We start from the raw sequence: 20,235 nt of genomic DNA on the forward strand, positions 1-20,235 counted from the left end.
CATAAGTAGCTATTTTTTATTCTTTTAAACAAAAAGCCCTGCAAGTATAACTTGCAGGGCTTTGTAATTGTTTGGTTTATAGAACCAAAATTTAATCTTATTTAATCATTTCAAAACTTCTTTTTACAAAAGCAGTTAATGCTTCACCTTTTAATAAGTTTTGAGATAATTTAGCTAAGTCTAATGCTTGTTTAACTAAATGTTCTTGATGTGTTTTGTCTTCGGTATTCAAGATGTTAGTAGCTAAATCAGAATTTGTGTTTACTACTAAGTTGTACATCTCAGGCATATTACCCATTCCAAACATTCCAGAACCACCAGACTGACTCATTTCTTTCATTCTACGCATGAATTCTGGTTGCGTAATGATAAACGGAGCAGCTTGACTATCCATAGCTTCCAATTGTACACTGTACGCTTTAGGGATGTATGCTTCTAATGAAGTTTTTAAAGCTTCTTTTTCTTCGTCAGATAATTTAGAAATTGTGTTTTCGTCTTTTTTGATTAAGTTATCAATATGGTCTGAATCGACACGAACGAATGTTAAATCTTTATTATCTCCTTCAATTTTTTGAATCAAGTGAGAAATGATCGGAGAATCTAAAAGTAATACTTCGTATCCTTTTTCTTTTGCTGTTTCAATATATGAGTGCTGAGCATCTTTATTTCCAGCGTATAAAACAACTAATTTTCCGTCTTTATCAGTTTGGTTTTCTTTTATTTTCTCTTTTAATTCTTCTAGCGTAAAATAAGTATTATCTACTGTTGGATATAAAAAGAAAGCACCAGCTTTTTCATAAAATTTGTCTTCAGAAAGCATTCCGTATTCTAAAACAATTTTAATGTCATTCCATTTTTCTTCAAAGTCAGCACGGTTCTCGTTGAATAATGCTTTCAATTTATCAGCTACTTTACGGGTAATGTAGTTTGATATTTTCTTAACTGCACCATCAGCTTGTAATCCAGAACGAGAAACGTTTAATGGAATGTCTGGTGAATCGATAACACCTTTTAACATTGTTAAAAATTCAGGAACAATTCCTTCTACGTTATCAGTTACATACACCTGATTTTGGTATAATTGGATTTTGTCTTTCTGAATTTGCATATCCGAACCTAATTTTGGGAAATATAAAATTCCTGTTAGGTTAAACGGATAGTCAACATTTAAGTGAATATTAAATAATGGATCTTCGAATTGCATTGGATACAACTCACGGTAGAAGCTTTTATAATCTTCATCAGATAATTCAGTTGGTTGTTTTGTCCAAGCTGGATTTGGGTTATTGATGATGTTGTCAACTTCTATAGTTTCATTTATATAATCTTCCGGAGCATCTTCTGGCTTAGGAAGTGTTTCAGTTCTTGTTCCGAATTTAATTGGAATAGGCATAAACTTGTTATACTTATTCAATAATTCATGGATTTTAGAATCTTCCAAAAATTCTAAAGAATCTTCAGCAATATGCAAAACGATTTCAGTTCCACGTGTAGTTTTGTCAGCTGGCTCCAAAGTAAATTCTGGGCTACCATCACATGTCCAATGAGCAGCTGGCTCATCTTTGTATGATTTAGTGAAAATTTCTACTTTTTCTGCAACCATAAAAGCGGAGTAAAAACCAAGACCAAAATGACCTATGATTCCTGAATCTTTTGCAGAATCTTTATATTTGTCCAAAAATTCTTCAGCTCCAGAAAAAGCAACTTGGTTGATGTATTTCTCAACTTCGTCAGCTGTCATTCCAAGACCTTGATCGATTATATGGATTTTTTTTCCTTCTTTGTCAATTTTAATTTCAATAGTTGGATTGCCATATTCTACTTTGGCTTCACCGATACTTATTAGGTGTTTTAATTTTAGAGTAGCATCGGTTCCGTTAGAAATCAACTCACGCAAGAATATTTCGTGATCGCTGTATAAGAATTTCTTGATTAAGGGAAATATGTTTTCTACTGAAACATTAATTTTACCTGTTGTCATATTTTTTAAATTTTAAGTTTAACATTATGCATTTCAGATTCTTCAAATAGAATACCAATTGCAAATGGGGTGACAAATTGTCGTAAGTGTTAATTCTGAAATAAAAAAAATAAATTTTTAAACATATTTAATTTTTTTGCATTGTATCTTTGTAGGAGTATTAATTTTAAATTTGCTAAAACGATGAGAAAAATTATTTTAATATGCATAATAGCCGTAACGCTTTTTGCATGCAAATCAGCCTCAACAACAGCTACATCTAACGGAGCTGAACCACTTTCTACAAAACTTGATAGGCCTTCTCAAGTAGCAATTAAAGGAAATTGGATTTTAACCAATGTTTCTTATCCGGGGTCAGAGTATATTAAAGTAAATTCATTTGATCTTGCTGACTCTAAATGCTTTATTGGTAGTACTTGGAATTTTATTTCAAACAATAACAAAGGGTCGATGGCTTTAGCATCACCTAGTTGTACTGCTTTTTCTTCTCCTATTGTGTGGAGTATCAATAGTCAAGGTATGTTTGTGCTTAAGATTCTTGATGCTGGTGTAAAGGCAAAAAAAGTGAGAGACGGATATTTACTAAAAGTGGCTGGTCTAACTGAAAATTCATTTCAATTAATTGATAACATTAATGTTGGTGGACAAGTTAAGGATGTAACATATCAATTTCAAAGAGCTAATTAATATTAAAATATATAAAAATATAAACACATGAGAAAGATAACAGTTTTAGGTTTGAGTACTTTACTTGTATTAACAAGTTTTTTTACAAGTTGCGATTCGGTAAAAAATGCAAATAATACTCAAAAGGGTGCAGGAATAGGTGTTGCTGCAGGTGCTCTTATAGGAGGTATTTTAGGGAACAATTTAGGAAAAGGTGGGAACGCTGCTTTAGGAGCTGCTATTGGAGCTGCCGTAGGTGGTGGAACTGGTGCTCTTATTGGAAACAAAATGGACAAGCAAGCTAGAGAGATCGATCAAGCTTTACCAGGTGCAGATGTAGAGCGTGTTGGAGAAGGAATTCACTTAGTTTTAAATGAAAATGCAGTACGTTTTGATACTAATAAATCAACTTTAACTCCTCAGGCAAAAGCTAATTTAGATAAATTAGTTCCAGTATTTAATGAGTATGCTGATACTAATATCGAAATTTTTGGATATACTGATAATACAGGTAAGCCAGAATATAACTTAACACTTTCTGGACAAAGAGCTGCATCTGTAAAAGCATATTTAATTTCAAAAGGATTAAATGCAAGCAGATTCAAAACTTCAGGTATGGGAATTGTTGATCCAATTGCAACAAACGATACTCCAGAAGGAAGAACTCAGAACCGTCGTGTAGAATTTGCTATTACTGCAAATGACAAAATGGTAAATGACGCAAAAGCTGGTAAATAAGCATTGTATCTTAATAAATAAAAAAAAGTTGCTTTTTAAAGCAGCTTTTTTTTGTAGATAATTTAATAACTTTCTCTGATTTAGTTTTGGTAAAGGAACTATCTTTGTATCCTCAATTTTTCAATGCCAACCAATGCTTCAAGTTCAAGATATTTCCTTTTCGTATACCGAAAAGCCTGTAATAAAAAACGTTTCTTTTACCATAAATAAAGGTGAAAATATTGCTATTATTGGTGAGAGTGGCTGTGGAAAAAGTACACTTCTTAAATTAATATATGGGTTATATGATTTAAATGAAGGCAAGATTTTTTATAATGAAAAGCCAATTTTAGGTCCAAAATATAATTTGGTTCCTGGGATGCCGTACATGAAATATTTAGCCCAGGATTTTGATCTGTCTCCTTTTGAAACAGTTGCTGAAAATGTAGGTAAGTTTCTTTCAAATGGTTTTGCTAATATGAAGAAACTACGTGTTCAGGAACTATTAGAAATGGTAGAAATGGAACAGTTTTCTAATGTAAAGGCAAACTTATTGAGTGGAGGGCAAAAACAAAGAGTAGCTTTGGTAAGAGTTCTGGCTTTAGAACCCGAAGTAATTTTATTGGATGAGCCTTTTAGCCAAATCGACGCTTTTCGTAAAAATGCTTTACGCCGAAACCTATTTAGATATTTAAAGCAAAAAGGAATTACTTGTATAATAGCTACCCACGATAGTACAGATGCTTTGTCGTTTGCAGATGAAGCAATTGTAATGCGAAACGGTGAAGTTCTTGTTAAAGATAATCCAACAAAAATTTACGAAGACCCTGAAACTAGATATGTAGCGTCGCTCTTTGGGGAAGTAAATGAAGTTCCTACTCATTTATTGGTTTCTTATGAAGATGAAATGCATAAAACGCTGGTATATCCGCATCAATTAAAAATGGTGGTAGAATCTAACTTGCCAGTAAAGATTAGAAGAACTTATTTTAGAGGGAATCACTATTTAATTGAAACAGTTTATAAAAGGCAATTGATCTTTTTTGAAAGTGAAATAGATTTGCCTCTGGAGCAGGAAATATTTTTAAGTTTAAATTATCTGTAAATTAGATAATGTGGCAATTAGATAATTTTTTTTAGCCCTATAAAACAATAAACCCGACAGATTTTAAAAACCTGTCGGGTTTGTTTTATAAATAGTCTAATGAAAATTTAGTTTTTTAAATTTTTCTCTAAGAACTGATCTTGCTCCCAAAGCAAATGTAAAATATTCTCTCTAGCTACATAGCTATGAGATTCTTTTGGTAAAATAACCATTCTCGTTGGTCCACCTAATCCTTTTATAGCTTGAAAATAACGTTCTGTTTGTAAAGTAAAAGTACCAGGGTTATTATCAGCTTCACCATGTACTAAAAGCAGTGGTGTTTTCATTTTATCAGCATGCATAAAAGGCGACATTGCATTGTAAACATTTGGAACTTCCCAATAGTTACGTTGCTCTGTTTGGAAACCAAAAGGAGTTAATGTTCTGTTGTAAGCTCCACTTCTTGCAATTCCACAAGCAAAAAGATTAGAATGTGTAAGTAAGTTAGCAGTCATAAAAGCTCCGTATGAATGTCCTCCAATTGCAACTTTCTTTTTGTTTATGTATCCTAAAGCATCAACCGCATCTATAGCTGCTTCAGCATCATCAACAAGTTGTGTTATAAAATTATCATTAGGCTCAGTAGTTCCTTCTCCAATAATAGGGAAAGAAGCATCGTCAAGAACAACGTAACCTTTAGTCACCCAATATATAAATGATCCATAATAAGGAAATGTAAACTCATTTGGGTTCTGGCTACTTTGTCCTGCACTGTTTTTATCTTTGTATTCTGCAGGATAAGCCCAGATTAACAACGGTAGTTTTTCTTTTTTCACCTTGTCATATCCAGCAGGTAAATATAAAGTTCCAGATAATTCAACACCATCTTTTCGTTTGTATTTGATAACCTCTTTGCTTACATTTTTAATGCTTTCAAATGGATTTTTGAAAAAAGTAATTTGAGTTAAACTATTTTGCTTCTTGATGTTTCTGAAATAATAATTAGGATAATCATTTTTGGATTGAATTTGTACCAAAAATTTTCCTGTTTTAAAATCTTCAATGCTTAAAATTTCTTCTTTTTTATCTTTAAATGATGAAGTATAAAGACGTTTTGTTTTTAATGTTTTAAGATTAAGTTCGTTAATAAAAGGAAATTGACCATCTTTTGTAAATCCTTCTCCAAGAAGAAAAGCATTGTCGTTTTCTATAGCAAGAACATATTTATTGTACTGATTTTTCTTGTACTCAAAATTACCTGGATCTGCGTAGATGTCTTGTGAGTTTCTATCAAAAAGCAGTTTTGGTTTTTGAGTAGGTTCAGCTGGATTAATTAAATAAGTTTTAGTATTGCGTGTGTCATACCACTCATCTGAGAGGATTGCTGTATTGTCATTCCCCCAAATAATTCCATTATAACGTTGAGGTGTTTTTACTAATGAAGTTGCTTCGGTGTTAAATGGAGCATTCCAAAGAAATACTTCATCTCTAAAATCAACTTTATTAGCTGGATTTCCTTCATCTAAAGCTACCACATAAGAAAGTGTTGCAGGTTTGTCATTTCTCCATGACATTTCTCTTTTTCCATTACGAACAGCCATAAAACCTTTTGGCATAATTTCATAAAGAGGTACTTCGTTTACGGTTTTTATTTCAGTACCGTTTTTGTCATAAACAATTGCCTTTGATGGAAATCTGTTTAATGGAACAATATAAGAGAACGGTTTTTGAATTGTTGTAAGCATTATGTAGTTTCCGTCAGGAGAAATTCTTTCAGAAGAATACATTGCTGCATTTTTAAATAAAGTAGCTGTACCATTGTTGATGTTTACTTTATAGATTTCAGAAGTAATGATGTTTTCAAAATTGATTTCGTCGTTTTTGTTTTTCAACATATCAGCATAGGTTCTATTTTGTGATTTAGAACCATCGGCATTTGAAACAATTGGACCAGTAGGTAAATCTTTTTTAGAGTCTAATAATGCTGGTTTGTTTTTAGGAAGCATTTTTACTAAAATAGTTTCATTGTCATTAAACCAGCTAAATGGAGTTCCAAGATTAGCATTTAATGTAGCATCGGTTAGTTTAGTTGCTCTTGCTGTAGCAACATCTATAATCCAAAGTTCTACTCCAGTTTTTGTGGTATTGGTAAATAAAATCTTCTTATCATTTGGTGACCATGAAGTATAGCTAATTTGTGGATTTGTTGGCAGATTTGCTATTTCTATTTCTTTAGTATCGCTGATTTTTCTCAATTTGAGATTTTTAGCATACGTTATTGTACTCGAAATATTAGTTATAGGATTAATTCTTAAACCAGCTAAACGAAGTTCTTCTTGGCTTAAATCATCTAAGGTTTTATAGGTGTTTCTGTAGCTTAACAGCATGTATTCTTTTTTTGTATCCATTGATACAGTGGGAGCTCTTTCGTAATCAGCTAAATCCAAAATTGATTTTGAAGGCTTTTGATACGTTAGGTTTTCTTGGGCGGAAGCTACTAAGCCAAGATTTAAAAATAGGAGTAAGATAATTTTTAATTTCATGATTGAAACTTTTATAATTAAGGATTGTTATAATTTGTCTAAAGTAGTTTAAACTTGTTACATTATAATAATGAAAGAGAATATAGATATGTTTTTTTATAATATAAAGGTATTTTTCTTATGATTTAATATGAAGTTGTAATATGAAGTCAGTGAGAATAGTATATCGAATTGTTAATTACGAAAAAATGACTAAATTGTGTACATGATTTTTAAAAGATGTTTAGATTTGCAATCCAAATTTTTAACGAATAATAAAAAAATATGTATCATTCAAAAATAGCGGGATTAGGATATTATGTCCCTTCAAATGTAGTTACCAATGACGATTTGTCAAAAATAATGGATACTAACGACGAGTGGATACAAGAACGAACAGGAATCGAAGAACGCAGACATATTATTCGTGGAGAAGATACTACAACTTCAATGGGAGTAAAAGCTGCTGAAATAGCTATCCAACGTTCTGGAGTAGCAAAAGAAGATATCGATTTTGTTGTTTTTGCAACATTAAGTCCAGATTATTATTTTCCAGGACCAGGAGTTTTGGTACAACGTGATTTAGGATTAAAAACTGTTGGAGCATTAGATGTAAGAAATCAATGTTCAGGTTTTGTATATGCTATTTCTGTAGCGGATCAATATATTAAAACTGGGATGTATAAAAATGTTCTGGTAATTGGTTCAGAAGTGCATTCTACAGGTTTAGATATGACTACCAGAGGTAGAGGTGTTTCTGTGATTTTTGGAGATGGTGCAGGAGCAGCAGTTTTAAGTAGAGAAGAAGATACTACAAAAGGAATCTTATCTACACATTTACACTCAGAAGGGCAACATGCTGAAGAATTATCACTAACCGCACCTGGAATGGGCGCACGTTGGGTAACAGATATTTTAGCTGATAATGATCCGAACGATGAAAGCTATTTTCCTTATATGAACGGACAATTTGTATTTAAAAATGCGGTAGTTCGTTTTGCAGAAGTTATAAATGAAGGTTTGGTAGCCAATAATTTGCAGGTTTCAGATATTGATATGTTGATTCCTCATCAGGCAAACTTGAGAATTTCTCAATTTATTCAAAAGAAATTTGGATTGAATGATGATCAGGTATATAACAATATTCAGAAATACGGTAATACAACAGCAGCATCTATTCCTATTGCATTAACAGAAGCATGGGAAAAAGGAAAGATTAAATCTGGAGATACTGTAGTTCTTGCTGCATTTGGTAGTGGATTTACATGGGGAAGCGCAATTATCAAATGGTAATTTAAAATATTTTGTTTTTTAAGAAAACCTATTCAGTACTGAATAGGTTTTTTTGTTTAATTTCGGTTCAACATAATTTTATTATCAGATAGAGTTTGTTTGATTTTGTTCAAATGTATTCAAGTCGAAGACTATAATTGTTTAAGTATAATTTTAAAATGGAAAAAAGTCAATTAGAGATTGCGTGTTTTAATCTTGATTCTGTCGAAATTGCTCAAGCTAATGGAGTAAACAGAATTGAGTTATGTGTTAATATGAAAGAAGGAGGAACAACTCCTGATTTGAGTTTAGTTCAAGCTGCTAGAGAAAAAGCAGCGATTGATTTGAATGTTATTATAAGACCTCGTGGAGGAGATTTTGTCTATAGTGATGCTGAATTTCAGGAGATGAAAGAAAGTATAATCCAATATAAAAACGATAAGGTTGATGGTTTTGTATTTGGGAATCTTAATGCAGACGGAAGTGTCAATTTAGAGCAAAACATTGAATTAGTTAATTTAGCAGCTCCACTACCTTGTACATTTCATCGTGCTTTTGATGTTGTTTCAGATGTGGCTAAATCTCTTGAAGATGTAATTAGTTGTGGTTTTAAAACAATCTTAACATCGGGGCAAGGAAAAAATGTGGTTGAAGGAATTGATGTTCTTATCGACGTTGTTCAAAAAGCAAATAATAGAATAGTAATTATGCCAGGCGGAGGGCTTCGATCTTCAAATATAGGACTGCTAAAAGAAAAACTAGGAAATACTTTTTTTCATTCATCAGCAATTACTGATTCAGGAGAAACAGCAAGTGCAATTGAGATTAATGCTTTAAAAGCGCAATTGTAAACCCTTTGAATAAAAAAGCCCAGAGTGGCAATTCTCTGGGCTTTTACTACTAAAATAATTCAAAAATTAAAATTAGGGTGATAGATTAAAACATTCCCCCACCACCTTTATTGGTGTTGTCTTCTCTTTGCTTGCGTTGTAAGCTTTTGTTTTTACCACCACCAAAGTTGTAGCTAAGACCAAAATAAACGGTTTGGCTTTCCCATGTAAACTCTCCGTTTTGAGGGTAAGGGTTTGTAGCATCGAAAGCATATTTCATAGTATCGAAGATATCGTTAAAACGTAAGCTTAAAGTCATTTTGTTGTCTAGCAAGGTGTAGCGAGTACCAGCATCCATTTTGTACATATCGTGACTGTTGTTTTGTATTCCATCAACAGGGCCTCTGTAAAATCCAAATAATAAGAAACTCAAACGTTTATTTGCTTTAAAGTTTGCATTAAGTCTAGCGTTAAATGAGTTAGCATCAATTTTTTTATCGATTGCTGTTGAAGCGTTTGTAACTGGGTCAATAATAAAAACAATTCCTTGTTGTTTTATACTTGAGAAATCGATAGACGGTTGAACGTCTAGCCATTTTGTAGCTTTGTAATTTGCTGACATTTCGAATCCATACGCAGTATTGCGGTCGAAATTGGCATAAGTCATAATTTGTTTCTGATTTGTTGGATCACTGTCATCAGGTTTTAGCGTACGGCTAATTTGATCATTGATGCTTCTTACATAAACTCCTGCTGTAAAAGTACTTTTGCCAAAAAGTTTAGTGTAGTTTATTTCAACCGAATTAGTGAATTGTGGTCTTAATTCTGGATTCCCTAAAGACGTTGTCAATGGGGTAGAAAATTCACGGATTGGTTTTGTTTGTTCTAAACTAGGACGATCTACACGACGGCTATAACTAAATTGGAATGTGTTATTTTCATTAAGGTTATAAGTGAAATAAGCCGATGGGTATAGCGTGATATAATCATCGTCAAATTTATATTGATTATGATTTAAGTTAGCCTGAACTTTATAACTTTCAAAACGTGCTCCTAATTGGTAGCTGAATTTTTTGAATTTTTGACCAAAAGTTACATAAGCTGAATAAATATCAATATCATATGTATAATTTGAAGCTCGCTGTGCAGGAACAATTAGAGGATTTTCTGTAGCGTAATCATTTGTTGTTCTTGTGATTCTTGCTTCGGCACCAGCCTCAAATGTTGTTTTCTCATTTAACGGATTAACATAATCGACGTTTATAGTACTATTTTTTCTAGCATCTTTTATGTAATCGTTGTAAATTGACGACTCTACATTGTTAATGTTTTTTGAATCGAAATAAGCAGTTTGAGGTTGCTTGAAATCATTATAATTTCCTTCAACGTCAAGAGTATGGCCTTCTTTTTTGAAAAGATGCTTGTATGCTAAATTATAGGTATTGTTATTGTTCTTATTGTCATACTTTGATTTTTGAAAACCATTTGTAGTACCTACACCATAATTAATATCAGTATTTACATTCGTAAAACCATCAAATGAGTTTTGATTCGTGTAAAAAGAAATAGTATTGTGGTCATTGATGTAATAATCCATACCAATTTTATAAAGGTGAGAATCATTATCACTTGTAACATCAATTCCTTGAGTTAAATCTCTGTCTAATCTATTAATTTGACCGCCATTAGCATAAACTCCAAAGTTGCGCCCAGCAGTTCCAAAGAAATTTACCTTTCCTACTTTGTAATTCAAATCTAATGAATTATTGTATTTAGCTGTTTCACCAAAAGTTATTCCAGCATTGAAATTTCCATTAAAACCAGTATTGGCATTTTTATGTAAAACGATATTTATAATTCCAGACATTCCTTCTGGGTTATACTTAGCACTTGGGTTAGTGATTAACTCAATTTTTTTGATTGATGTAGATGGAATTTGCTTAAGTAATTGAGCAGGATCAATGTTAGATGGTCTTCCGTCAATTAATACACGTACATTAGAGTTTCCACGTAATGATAATTTACCATCCTGATCTACATTTACCGAAGGAATATTATTCATAATATCTGAAGCCGAAGCACCAGCAGTAGTAAGGTCTTTACCAACAGTAATTACTTTTCTATCGATTTTTTGTTCAATAGTCGAGCGTTCGCTAACGATGTTTACTCCCTTAAGTTGTGTAGCTTCTTCTTCAAGAGCAACTTTAAAAGTGTATTCTTTTTTTGATTCATTAAAATAAAGATTGGCTTTGTATGATTTAAAACCAATATATTGAATTTCTAAAAGGTAATTTTTTAAAGGAATGTTTTTTATGTTAAAATCTCCCTTGTCATCAGTTACTCCGCTTGCAATTGTTTTACCTTCTTCTTTTACGGCAATGGTAGCATAAGAGATTGGAGAATTAGTGGCTTTCTCTAGTACTTTTCCAGAAATACTTCCAGAATTTTGAGCTTGTACCGATGTTATTACTCCGATAAGCAATAACATGATAATTTTAAGTTTCATAGGATTTGATTTTGTTAGAATAGGTTAATTGTTTTTTGATTGATGATTTATCTTTAAATACAAGTTGATTATTCTCGTTTAAAATTTATTTAAAGTTTCTATTAAGACTATTCTTTTGGTTTTATGTTACAGGATTTTTGAAAAAAATAGAAAAAATATGAAGTGTGCTTTGTATTTCAATGATTTATAGTTGAATAAATTGTTGATGTTTTAATTGTTTCAGTATTAATTGTGCATGATATTCTTAGATTTTAAATCTTTTACATTTTCTGTAATTGATGAATAAGCAGTATATTTGCAGTCTTTAAAATTAAGTTTACATGTCATTATCACAAATTCTTACGCCTTCTATACAAAAAGCAATACAAGCCTTATTTGATGTAGCTGTAGATAAAATCGAATTTCAAACTACTAGAAAAGAGTTTGAAGGAGATATTACGATGGTTATTTTTCCTTTATTAAAAGTGATTAAAAGCAATCCTGTTGAATTAGGAAATAAAATAGGGAACTATCTTGTAGAAAACCTTCCAGAGGTAGCTCGTTTTAATGTGGTTTCGGGTTTCTTAAACATTGTTATCGCAGATACTTATTATGTGAATTTCTTTAATAGCATAAAAGATGGAAAAAAATATGGTTTTGTAGAACCAAATCCTTCAGATAAAGCAATTATTGTTGAGTACTCTTCTCCAAATACAAATAAACCATTGCACCTAGGACATGTTCGTAACAATTTGTTAGGATATTCAGTTGCAGAGATTATTAAAGCTTCTGGTAAAAAAGTATATAAAACTCAAATTATAAACGACAGAGGAATTCATATCTGTAAATCGATGTTGGCCTGGGAAAAATTTGGAAACGGAGAAACTCCCCAAAGTACAGGTTTAAAAGGAGATAAATTGGTTGGGAATTACTATGTCAAATTTGACAAGGTTTATAAGGAACAAATCAATGAATTAATTCAAGCAGGTAAAACCGAAGAGGAAGCTAAGAAACAAGCACCGATAATTTTAGAAGCACAAGAAATGCTTTTAAAATGGGAAGCTGGTGACGAAGCTGTAAAAGAACTTTGGGCCAAAATGAATCAATGGGTTTATGATGGTTTTGCTATTACATATAAAAATCTTGGAGTAAATTTTGATAGTTATTACTACGAAAGCAATACTTATTTATTAGGAAAAGATGTTGTTCAGATAGGCTTGGATAAAGGGATTTTTGAAAAAGATCCTGATGGTTCAGTTTGGATTGACTTAACAGATGAAGGATTAGATCGTAAAATTGTACTTCGTTCAGATGGAACGGCAGTTTATATGACACAAGATATTGGAACGGCAATTCAGCGTGTAAAAGATCATCCAGATGTTGGAGGAATGGTTTATACAGTAGGAAACGAACAAGATTATCATTTTAAGGTATTGTTCTTAATTCTTCAAAAACTAGGTTTTGATTGGGCTTCAAGCTTATATCATTTATCATACGGAATGGTCGATTTGCCTTCGGGAAAAATGAAAAGCCGTGAGGGAACTGTAGTAGATGCCGATGATCTAATGCAGGAAATGGCCGATACAGCTCAAGAAATTTCAGAAGGTTTAGGTAAGCTTGATAGTTTTTCTGACGATGAAAAAGCTAAGCTATATAATACAATCGGACTTGGTGCTTTAAAATATTACATTTTAAAAGTAGATCCAAAGAAACGTATTTTGTTTAACCCAGAAGAGTCTGTTGATTTTGCTGGAAATACAGGTCCGTTTATTCAATATACTTATGCCAGAATTCAGTCGATTATTCGTAAAGCCGATTTTGATTTTGGTGTAACATTAACAGGAATCGAAGAGCTTCACGAAAAAGAAAAGGAATTGGTAAAACAAATCGAGCTTTTCCCAGAAGTAATTCAAAATGCCGCGCAAAATCATAGCCCAGCTTTAATCGCTAATTATACATATGATTTGGTAAGAGAGTATAATTCCTTTTATCAATCAGTACATATTTTAGGAGAAGAAGATTTAACTAAAAAGATTTTCCGAGTACAGTTCTCTCAGAAAGTTGGAGAAATTATAAAATCAAGTTTCAGTTTATTAGGAATAGAAGTTCCTGAAAGAATGTAAAAATAAAAGAGCCGTTAGTTTAAAACTAACGGCTCTTTTTATAACTAACACAAATATTTTATTTTTTTACAAACTTGTTGATGATTGCATCTGTTTCTGCTTTTGTAGCAGTTGGTTTTAAATCAAACAAAAGAGAATAAAGTGCTTTTCTGTCTACCTTAGCTTCTAGGTTTAAGTCTTGATGTCTGTCAAAAAGAGTTTGCCATTTATCACGAACGTTTTTCCAAAGTGCATTGTTTTCCTTCCACCATTTTTGCCCAGCGATACATTTAATGTCTGCAACTTTAGTGTACACATCCATTCCTTTTTCTTGTGCTAACAAAACATCTTTTCCGCTATCACCGCGAATCAATTTGTCATTGTCTTGCTCATGATTCCATCCAGTAGCTGTGATTTCATGAATGTTTCTTCTTTTTAGAACATTATAATCATTACGTTTTGTTTGTTCTCTACGAGGTAGCGGCGCATCGGTAGTATTTACCCAGTAATCTTGTCCGTCTACATGTACCCATGAAGAAGAACCTTCATATCTTGGGCTATCATCTACTTGATATACTTTTTGAGACCATTGCCCTTTTACTGCTTTTGTATCTAATTTTTTATATTTCCAAGAAGTTCCTTTGTCAAATAAATACAAGTCAGTGTTTTCATATAACCAGTCTTGTCTCCAGTGTTTGATAATCATATCGTCACTTACTATTAATAAGTGTTGCATCACTATTTTGTTAGGAGTATCTTCTAATAACTCTACCCATTCTAAAGCAGATTCGTGTTTTGTTTCTGAAGGTTTGTAAGTAAGAGAATCTTTAGGATACTGGAACGTTTCAGCAAAATTAAATTTCACTTCATAACAACCGCACATTGACTTTATTGATTTAATGTCTTGTTGTTTTTTCGATTCCTGACTAAATCCAAAATTTACTGATAACACCATAACGGCTGATAAACAGAGGGTTTTTGTAATCATAACTAGTTTTTTTTGATTTAAAATTTTTAGCAAATATATAAATTTTATTTAGAATGAATTAAAATAATTATATATTTGCCGAAGTTATTAAGACTAATTAAAAATAATGAAAATCAAAATCATCCTATTTGTTGCTCTAGTATTTTGTAAAACGCTTTTTGCTCAGCAAAAACAAAAAGATAGTATTCGTTCCAACGAATTATCGGAAGTTGTTGTTACGGGGCAATTTGAACCACAATCTATAAAAAAGTCAGTTTTTAATGTGCGTGTGATTACAAAAGAGAATATAAAGCAGTTGGCTGCAAATAATCTTGCAGATGTTTTAAATCAGTATCTGAATATTAGTGTGACATCGAATGGTGATGATGGACGGTCAAAGGTTTCTATGTTTGGATTAGATTCTCAGTATTTTAAAATTTTGGTTGATAATATACCATTAGTAAGTGATACCGGGATGGGGACAAATGTTGATTTAACACAGGTGAATCTTGATGATGTTGAACGTATTGAAATAATTGAAGGCTCGATGGGAGTAACTCATGGAGCAAATGCAGTAACAGGGATCTTAAATATTATTACTAAAAAAGGTGGTGGATATAAGTGGCAGATAAGTGCTACTGTTCAAGAAGAAACAGTTGGAAATGAGTTTGCTTTTTTTGATAAAGGGCGTCATATACAATCAGCTAAAATTGGTCATAATTTTAATAAAAATTGGTTTGTTAACATAGGAGCAAATCGTAATGCAATGGCTGGTTTTTATGATAATAAACAAGGAAAAGATCATGACAAAAATGACGATCTTAGAGGTTATACACAGCTGCCGAAAGAACAATTGGTAGGAAATGCTATTCTTGGGTATCAAAAAGATAGTTTTAGAATTTTCTACAAATTTGATTATTATGGTGAAGATGTACATTATTATAATCCAATCTTAAATATACAAGATAATTATCCTTTTTTAGACACTTATTTTGCAAAGGATAAAAGATATATAACAAATCGTTTTTATCATCATCTAAATGCAAGTGGTAATCTCTTTTCAAAATTAAAATATAATGTTTCTGTTTCTCAACAAAAACAAGAACGTGATTTAGAAAATTTCGAGTATCAAATTGAAACGCACAACGAATTTAATAACGAGAGAAATAATTACCAATCAAAAGAAGTATTTTATTCTACAGGAACATTGAGTAATTTCTTTGATAATAAAAAAGTTGATTTTCAGCTGGGCTATGAAATTACAAATGAAAATGGATTTTATGATTCATCAGTTGGAGCTTTTAGAGATGATAATCAACAGGCTGTAGACATTAGAAAAAGACTTGAGAATTATGATATTTATTCGGTAGCCGAAATAGGTGTAAGTGATAAATTTTCAATTCGTCCAGGACTTAGATTTTCATTTCAGTCAGCTTTCCAAAATCAATATGCAAGTTCATTAGGCCTGCGATATCTTTTTGATAAAGGCCTGGAAGCAAGAGCTTCTTTAGGTAAATCATACCGTACTCCTAACTTTGATGAACTGTATACATATTTTGTTGATTCTAATCATAATATGCAGGGAAACCCAGATTTGATTCCAGAAAATAGTACTTCTTATGAAGTAAGTTTTAAAAGAGCGTGTACGTTTGATTCTGGTGCACAAATTTCAAATAATTTAGCTGTTACTTATTTAGATGTTGATGATCGAATTGATATGGTAGTAACTGAGGTTAAACCGACTTGGAATTACAAATATGTTAATATCAACAAATACAAAATGTGGAACATCTCAACAATCGAACACTACACCTATAAAAATTGGAATGTAATGGTGGGAGCTGCAGTGGTTGGGATTTCTAGAAAACTTGATCTAGCTGCGGAAAATTTAGTATCGGATGATAAGTTTTTTTATTCGCTAAGATTAAATTCAAGTATTTCTTATAATATTCCTAAATGGAATACTTTGTTAGCTGTTTTTTATAAATATAATGGACAGCAGCAACAGTATGTTGCAGGGAAAGGGATTGATGGAAAAGCCAGTTTCTTTTTAGAAAAACTGGAGTCTTATAGTTGGATGGATGCTTCTATTAGAAAATCATTCTTTAAAAATCAATTTGAAGTTACTGTTGGAGCCAGAAACTTATTTAATGTAACTAATCTTCAGTCTGTTCAGTCTGGCGGTGGTGTTGTATCTGGAGGAGCGCATGGAGGTACCAGTACTGACATGATGTTAGGATATGGCCGATCTTACTTCTTAAAACTTACGTATAACCTAAATTTTAATTAATATATACCATGAAAAAGAACTTTATTTTAATTCTTTCTTTCGTATTACTGGCTTTTATAGCCTGTAATAGCGACAATGATGAAGCAGTTGCTGTCAATACAGTCGCTTTTGCTACAACTTCAGTAAATTTAACTTCAGCTACAACTCCAATAGAGATAAAATTTGCTACTCCTACAGCTACTGCAGGATCTGTAACCGTATCATTTGTTGAAACTGCAGTTGCTATTGGTGCCGATTTTACGACTTTACCAGCTGCTATAGGAAAAACGGTTGTGATTCCTTTTGAAAAAAATGTGTCTTCTGTATCTTTTACTTTTAATAAAATAAAAGATGCTGTTGAAGGTCAGGTAAAAAATGTCGTATTTACTATTCTAAGTGCTACTATTAATACTACAATTGCAGAAAACAAAACTATTCAGGTAAACTTTAATGAAACTGCATCTTTAGGAAGTTCATTAGCCCCTGAAGTTGGTGGTCCAACAATGCCAAATCAAGTTTTTGTTGATTTAAGTAGCGGAAAAATGACAAGTGTTCTAAGAACTTCTTGGGATTTAGGTTTTTATTCTGGAACAGATTTTAGAGTTGTAATAAACCATACTGTGAAAATGTCTGCTAAGCAAACAGCTAGTACTAATATTGATGAAGTTCAAGAGGAAGATGCTACAATGATTGTTAATGGAAATGGGAGCCTTGCTCAAGTTGATAATCCTACAGGAGACATTGCTAAAACAGCAATTGCGGCAATCTCTGCAATAGATGTTGATAACAAAGTATATTTAATTAATATGGGGAGTAACCCTGCTTCTGAAAAACCTACACCAGGTAAAGAAGGTTCTGGTACAGGAAGTTCTAGAGGATGGAAAAAAATTAGAATTTTAAGAAGCGGTAATGATTATAAGGTCCAGTATGCTGATATTGCAGCTACAACTCACGAAGAAATCATTGTTACAAAAAATGCGGCCTATAACTTTACATTTTTAAGTCTTTTGGATAAAAAAACTGTTAGTGTAGAACCTCAAAAAGCACAATGGGATATTAGTTTCACAAGTTTTACTAATACAACTTCGATGGGAGCAGGTTTAGTTCCTTATAATTTTGCAGATTTTGTATTAGGCAATCTTAAAGGTGGTGCAACAGCTTATCAGGTACTTACAACAGCTTTTACATATGATGCATTTACATTAGCAAATGTTGATAACACTAAATTTACAGAAGATCAAAGAAATATTGGTTCAAACTGGAGAAGTACTACTGGAGGAGGAACTGATGCAAATGGAAATCCAATTTCTGCGCTTGTAGTAAGAACAGATCGTTTCTTTGTGGTTAAAGATCCTGCAGGAAATGTTTATAAAGTGAAATTTACAGGAGGTCTAAATGCTGGTGGAGAAAGAGGTTATCCTACATTCCAATATGTACTTTTAAAATAATCTAAGAAGAAGGAATCTTGGTAATTATTTGCCAAGATTCTATTTTACAATGTAACTTCAAAAGAATTTTTATGAAAATAAAATTACTCCTTTTAATGAGTTTAATGTTTTTTGGAGAAATTGTTTTTTCTCAAAATACAATAACTTACAGCGCACTGACAAAAACAATCGATCTTAATTCAGGAGTAGAAGGTACTGTTGATATATTGGTTAATTGTTATGGAAGTAGTCCTACACCGATGTTTCTTAATACAATGCTGTCTTGTGGTAATAATGATGGTGTTTTGTCACAGAGTTATACAAATGGCAGTGTCTTAACACCAGGGCAGAATACTACTTTAAGGTATAAGTTTAAGAAAAGTGTAGCTACTGATACTCAGGTTGTTTACAAGTTTTCTACAAATGGTAGTTGTTTTCAAGATGAAAAAAGTATGATTCGGATTACGGTAAACTATAAAAAAGAATCAACGACAACCCCTCCAGTAATTCCACCTGGATTGATTTATATGGGATTTTGGCCTAATACCAATGTTACAATAAATGAGGGTAGTTTGGCTCCGTTATTGACTGGTAAAGGAGGAGGAGGATATACACATCAATGGTATAAAATCGAAAATGGGAAAGCAATACTTATTCCTGGTGAAACTTATTATTACTATTCTCCAGGGACTCCTTTTGTAACGACAAAATATTTTAGGGAGAATATAACAGGTTCAAAGATAGGTAGAAGTAATGAAGTCACAATAACAGTTATCCCAGCGCCAAAGATAGAAAATAATACAATTAGTATATCTGGCTCAGAGATACAAGGGAGTATTCCTACTGGAGGTATAGGAGAATATAAATATAGATGGTTGATTTATGCTCTAGAAGGAGAAATTCCTGGAATTATTGATCAGAATACAAAAAATTTTAGTATTAATCCAGCTACTTACAATTTTGTAGAATTAAATAATGTATATATTGAAAGAGCTGTGTACTCAGGAGGTCAATATTCTGTTAGCAATTATGTGCTTGTTTCACCTGCTCAAGAGATTATCAATAATATTATTACATTATCAGGAAACAATATTGTCGGAACAATACCTAGTGGTGGTACAGGAAAATTTGAATATTACTATGAGAAATATGATGAATTTGAAGGTGAGGGGATAGATGGAGTGCATGGGGTAGGGCATGAACAAAATTATTATATAGGTGGTAAAGGTAATGGTGGTTTAACTAATAAATATTGGAGAACTGTTATCTCTGGAAACAAGACCTCAAGGAGTAATATTATCACAATTCTACCATGGACAACTTTTCTTGTTAAAAATAGTGTCATAAATAAAGAGGCTGCGGCTGCCTTGTCTGATTCGTTAGTAATGTATCCTAACCCAACATCAGATGCAGTTAATTTTGCTACTGGTTTTTCTGAAGACAGAGCAATAGAGGTAGTTGTTTATTCTGAAGAACTGGGTAATAAAACGACAGTGTTTAAAGGGACAGTTACTCCAAATCAAGTTGTAAAATGGAATATTCCAACTCATTATAAAAAAGGGTTGTATTACTATAAAATCATGTCAGATAATCAAGAAGTAAAGTCAGGGAAGATTATATATCAATAATTGTAATCTCTAAAAAAGTTTATTTTAAGATTGTGAAGAAAAACATTCCTTCTTTTCTGGAATAATATAATACTAACGAGCTCTTTAAATACTCGGATTATTGTTTGTAAATCTAGCTTGGTTATAAATTTTAGGAATCAATCTTTGTACAAGACTATGTTTAAATTCAATTAGAAGATTACTTGGTTTTTTTTATTTTTTTTTGGAAAGAGGTTAGATTTATCTAGCCTCTTTTTTATTTTTCATTTAATCAAAAAAAAAGAAAGATAGATTATTGTTTATTCT

General features: G+C 32.0%; 13 protein-coding genes. 9 read left to right on the plus strand and 4 right to left on the minus strand.

What is annotated here, in order from left to right; genetic code table 11:
• Positions 1–97: 97 nt before the first annotated feature.
• Complete coding sequence (gene htpG, locus LPB87_RS04945) at positions 98–1,981, minus strand: molecular chaperone HtpG (RefSeq protein ID WP_129539703.1); 1,884 nt, start codon at positions 1,979–1,981, stop codon at positions 98–100.
• Positions 1,982–2,164: 183 nt separating this feature from the next.
• On the opposite strand from htpG, the gene LPB87_RS04950 reads away from it, so the two are divergent.
• The 3 genes from LPB87_RS04950 to LPB87_RS04960 all read left to right on the plus strand — a co-directional run bounded on the left by LPB87_RS04950 (position 2,165) and on the right by LPB87_RS04960 (position 4,469).
• Entirely contained in the window at positions 2,165–2,668 is a 504-nt protein-coding gene (locus tag LPB87_RS04950) for a lipocalin family protein (RefSeq protein WP_129539702.1), read from the plus strand.
• Between the two features lie 27 nt (positions 2,669–2,695).
• Positions 2,696–3,385 carry an OmpA family protein gene (locus LPB87_RS04955; RefSeq protein WP_129539701.1) on the plus strand — a complete coding sequence of 230 codons (690 nt, stop codon included), beginning with the start codon at positions 2,696–2,698 and terminating at the stop codon, positions 3,383–3,385.
• A 133-nt stretch (positions 3,386–3,518) separates the two neighbouring features.
• On the plus strand, positions 3,519–4,469 hold the full coding sequence (locus LPB87_RS04960) for an ABC transporter ATP-binding protein (protein ID WP_129539700.1): 951 nt from the start codon (positions 3,519–3,521) through the stop codon (positions 4,467–4,469).
• Positions 4,470–4,576: 107 nt separating this feature from the next.
• Here the strand turns inward: LPB87_RS04960 and LPB87_RS04965 are convergent, their stop codons facing one another.
• On the minus strand, positions 4,577–6,991 hold the full coding sequence (locus LPB87_RS04965) for a prolyl oligopeptidase family serine peptidase (protein WP_230605142.1): 2,415 nt from the start codon (positions 6,989–6,991) through the stop codon (positions 4,577–4,579).
• 264 nt (positions 6,992–7,255) lie between these two features.
• Here LPB87_RS04965 and LPB87_RS04970 point away from each other — a divergent pair, with 264 nt between their 5' ends.
• Positions 7,256–8,263, plus strand: coding sequence for a beta-ketoacyl-ACP synthase III (locus tag LPB87_RS04970; RefSeq protein ID WP_129539698.1), 1,008 nt, complete (start codon positions 7,256–7,258; stop codon positions 8,261–8,263).
• A gap of 158 nt (positions 8,264–8,421) precedes the next feature.
• On the plus strand, positions 8,422–9,093 hold the full coding sequence (locus LPB87_RS04975; protein WP_129539697.1) for a copper homeostasis protein CutC: 672 nt from the start codon (positions 8,422–8,424) through the stop codon (positions 9,091–9,093).
• A gap of 85 nt (positions 9,094–9,178) precedes the next feature.
• Here LPB87_RS04975 and LPB87_RS04980 read toward each other — a convergent pair whose 3' ends face one another.
• Positions 9,179–11,578: an outer membrane beta-barrel family protein gene (locus LPB87_RS04980; RefSeq protein WP_230605143.1), complete on the minus strand. Its 2,400-nt coding sequence runs from the start codon at positions 11,576–11,578 to the stop codon at positions 9,179–9,181.
• A 320-nt stretch (positions 11,579–11,898) separates the two neighbouring features.
• Between LPB87_RS04980 and argS the strand changes: the two genes are divergently transcribed.
• Entirely contained in the window at positions 11,899–13,680 is a 1,782-nt protein-coding gene (gene argS, locus LPB87_RS04985) for an arginine--tRNA ligase (RefSeq protein WP_230605144.1), read from the plus strand.
• A 58-nt stretch (positions 13,681–13,738) separates the two neighbouring features.
• On the opposite strand, the gene LPB87_RS04990 is transcribed toward argS, so the two are convergent.
• Entirely contained in the window at positions 13,739–14,647 is a 909-nt protein-coding gene (locus LPB87_RS04990) for a DUF6607 family protein (protein ID WP_230605145.1), read from the minus strand.
• Between the two features lie 106 nt (positions 14,648–14,753).
• On the opposite strand from LPB87_RS04990, the gene LPB87_RS04995 reads away from it, so the two are divergent.
• The 3 genes from LPB87_RS04995 (at position 14,754) to LPB87_RS05005 (ending at position 19,950) form a co-directional block, all read left to right on the plus strand.
• Positions 14,754–16,916 (plus strand): TonB-dependent receptor, encoded by a 2,163-nt coding sequence (locus tag LPB87_RS04995; RefSeq protein ID WP_230605146.1) that lies wholly within the window; start codon positions 14,754–14,756, stop codon positions 16,914–16,916.
• Between the two features lie 8 nt (positions 16,917–16,924).
• On the plus strand, positions 16,925–18,343 hold the full coding sequence (locus LPB87_RS05000) for an HmuY family protein (RefSeq protein ID WP_230605147.1): 1,419 nt from the start codon (positions 16,925–16,927) through the stop codon (positions 18,341–18,343).
• Between the two features lie 71 nt (positions 18,344–18,414).
• Entirely contained in the window at positions 18,415–19,950 is a 1,536-nt protein-coding gene (locus LPB87_RS05005; RefSeq protein ID WP_230605148.1) for a hypothetical protein, read from the plus strand.
• The last annotated feature ends 285 nt before the right edge of the window (positions 19,951–20,235 follow it).

Source organism: Flavobacterium sp. EDS, from assembly GCF_020991525.1.
Taxonomy (GTDB): Bacteria; Bacteroidota; Bacteroidia; order Flavobacteriales; family Flavobacteriaceae; genus Flavobacterium.